The sequence below is a fragment of the Streptomyces sp. SID14478 genome, assembly GCF_010548525.1.
Taxonomy (GTDB): domain Bacteria; phylum Actinomycetota; class Actinomycetes; order Streptomycetales; family Streptomycetaceae; genus Streptomyces.
The window spans coordinates 1-2,671 of the sequence record NZ_JAAGMG010000119.1 but is presented as its reverse complement, the minus strand read 5'-3'; the positions used below and the strand labels follow the sequence as shown (position 1 = coordinate 2,671).

Below are 2,671 nucleotides of genomic sequence, written 5' to 3'. Positions count from 1 at the left end.
CTCGGCGAGGCCGGTGACCGTGAGGGCCGCGCAGCCGGCCGGGTCGCCCGCGACGGCCTCGGCGACGCGCTGCATGGAGCGGGTCATCGACGGTGCGAGGGTGCGCACCTTGGCCGCGAGGGCCGCCGGGGCGGGCGGCGCGTCGTTGGCGAAACTTTCCTTCACGTCATTGCTCACGTTCTGAAAGATATTTTCGGAACGGGTGGTGGTCAAGGGTCCAAGGACCGGGACGTGGGTCACATCGTGCGGAGGGTGGGCGGGGGCTGGACAGGGGGCTGGACAATGGGAGGCATGAACACCATCAGCCCCCTGGAGCAGGCCCTGCACGCGGCCCGCGCGCTCGTGCTCGCGGATCTGAAGGCGGTGGACGTCGCCGACGCGGACGTCGTCTCGCTCGTCGAGGAGTCGATCGTCTCGCGCCGCTGGTGGGTCGAGCAGTGGCCGGAGGGCGTCGCCTACGTCACCGGGCTCGTCGCCCAGGACGTGCAGGACGGGATCCTGGAGCGGCACGGCCGCTGGCCGGTGTGCCCGGTGTGCGGCCCGGGCTCGGGCACGCAGGGCCCGCACGCGCTGGATGTCGAACCGGAGCTGGGCGCCGATCCGCACTGGGTCTGCTCGGAGGCGGGGGTCGTGGTGGCGCCGGTCGGCTCGCTGGGCTCGGTGGCGGGATGAGGGCCGGGTGACGCTCTACATCGACCCGCCGAACTGGCCCGGCCACGGCCGCATGTGGTCCCACCTGGTCAGCGATGTCTCCTTCGCCGAACTCCACGTGTTCGCCGAGCGGTTGGGGGTCCCACCGCGCGCCTTCGAGCGGGACCACTACGACATCCCGTCGCACCGGTACGCGGACGCGGTGCGGGCCGGGGCCGTCGAGATCGGCTCGAAGGAGCTGGTGCGGCGGCTCACCGACGCCGGGCTGCGCAGGCCCAAGGGGCGGCCGGCGTAGGCAGGTCGCGGGCGGGTCCGTCGAGTGGGTGGCGGTGCGGGGCGTGCCGGGACGCCCAGCGGCCTCGCCCCACCTGGTGGTAGCGGCCGTCGCCGCGTGGGTCCGCCGCGAGCGGGTGCGTTCAGTGGGTGGCGGCGCGCGCCGGTTCGGGCGTGGGGGACGAGCCCGTCACCACCTTCGACGCCGTGCGCGGTGCAGCCCCCTATATGCCGTCGAACACCACCCGTATGCCCTGGCCGTCCACATCCTCGGACTCAGCGGCTCGACCGAGGGTGGGGTGGTGGCGTTCCCGCCCGTTCACGGCGACAGGAGTCGCAGCTCCGTCGTCAGGTTCTCGCGGGCCCGCGCCTCCCACTGAGCGGCGCCGTGCGCGGTCCTGAACAGCCGCGGCAGGTCGAGGAGTTGGCGCAGCACCGCGGCCCGGCCCGCGCGGAACGCCTCGTCGGGGACGAAGGCGTACTCCTCGCGGACCGCCTTGGTGTAGGCGGCGTACGGGCCCGGGGGCGCCGCCAGGATCGCCAGGTCGGCGTCGCACAGGGCCTCGCCGTTCGTGTCGCCGTCGGCCGGGTCGTGGGTGACGGTGAGCCGGACGAGCCGGGCCACCTCCGCCACCTGCGCGGCCGCAAGGCCCGCCTCCGTCAGGGCGCGCTCGGCCAGCGCCGCGGAGCGCTCCTCGTTCTCGGAGCGGTCCGGGCGGTACACCGCGTCGTGGAACCAGGCGGCGAGCCGCACCAGCTCGGGGTCGGCCGCGTGCTCCTGCAGCACGTCGAGCCCGCCGAGGACCGCCGCCAGGTGGGTGGCCGTGTGGTACCGGCGCTGCGGCTCGGACCAGCGGGCCAGCAGGTTGTCGGCGTACGGGTACGGGTCGATGGCGGGGTTCCCCGTCGCCGCGCGCAGGGTACGGGCCCAGCGCTCGCGCAGGTCCTGCGGATCTTCGTACTCGTACGTCATGACCCGACCCTAACGTCCTACGGTGAGGCCATGACTGCAGACGCCGTACGAGACCACGCGCGCGATCCCGAGCTGCCCGGGCGGCTCCTGAGGGCCGAACGGGACGTCCTGGTACCGCTGTTGAGGGCGCGGCCCGACGCGGATTTCGCGCTGCGGACCGCGTGTCCGGGATGGACCGTGCGGGACGTGCTCGCGCACTGTTCGGCCGCGCTGATCCGGGTGGTGGAGAGCCGGTTCGAGAAGGGCGTGTTCAGCCCGGAGTGCAACGACCGCGACATCGCCGAGCGGGCGGACTGGTCGCACCAGCAGGTCGTGGACGAGCTGGAGCGGGGGATGACCGAGGCGGGCGCCGCCATCGCGAAGGCCGGCGGGGTGCTGGACGCGGTCGCGCTGGGGGAGTGGGTGCACGCGGGGGACGTACGGGAGGCCTTCGGGGAGCCGGGGGCCTACGAGGGCGCGGGTCTCGCGGACGCGCTGGAGCTGCTGGTGCGGATCAGCGGGGAGCGGGAGCGGCCGGCGCTGCATGCCGATGTGGACGACCTGGACGAGCCGCTCGTGCTCGGGGCCGTGGCGGGGGACGCGCCGCCGGCGCGGTACATCGGGGATGCGGCGACGCTGGTGCGGCTGTCCGCGGGGCGGCCGGTGATCGGGGCGCGGTACGAGCTCGCCGGGGTCAGGGAGGCCGAGCTCAATCTTGTTCGGGTGAGGGTCCGTCCCGGCGCGTCCGTCGCCGGGTGCGGGGTCCGGTGCGCTCGCTCGCGCCCCGCCCCGGGG

Annotated in this window: 3 protein-coding genes and 2 pseudogenes; 3 read left to right on the top strand and 2 right to left on the bottom strand. The window is 74.5% G+C overall.

Annotated elements, in window-relative coordinates:
- Positions 1-177 (bottom strand): annotated as a pseudogene (locus tag G3I40_RS46930) (RpiR family transcriptional regulator); the annotation flags it as partial.
- Positions 178-291: 114 nt separating this feature from the next.
- Here G3I40_RS46930 and G3I40_RS04880 point away from each other — a divergent pair.
- Both G3I40_RS04880 and G3I40_RS46925 read left to right on the top strand, forming a co-directional pair.
- Positions 292-672 carry a hypothetical protein gene (locus tag G3I40_RS04880; RefSeq protein WP_164300914.1) on the top strand — a complete coding sequence of 127 codons (381 nt, stop codon included), beginning with the start codon at positions 292-294 and terminating at the stop codon, positions 670-672.
- A gap of 7 nt (positions 673-679) precedes the next feature.
- Positions 680-946, top strand: a complete 267-nt coding sequence (locus G3I40_RS46925) for a DUF4031 domain-containing protein (RefSeq protein ID WP_164300913.1) — start codon at positions 680-682, stop codon at positions 944-946.
- 297 nt (positions 947-1,243) lie between these two features.
- Here G3I40_RS46925 and G3I40_RS04870 read toward each other — a convergent pair whose 3' ends face one another.
- A complete protein-coding gene (locus G3I40_RS04870; protein WP_164300912.1) occupies positions 1,244-1,897 on the bottom strand; it encodes a hypothetical protein in 654 nt (217 codons plus the stop codon).
- A gap of 30 nt (positions 1,898-1,927) precedes the next feature.
- Between G3I40_RS04870 and G3I40_RS04865 the strand changes: the two are divergent.
- Positions 1,928-2,593 (top strand): annotated as a pseudogene (locus G3I40_RS04865) (maleylpyruvate isomerase family mycothiol-dependent enzyme); the annotation flags it as partial.
- Positions 2,594-2,671 lie beyond the last annotated feature (78 nt).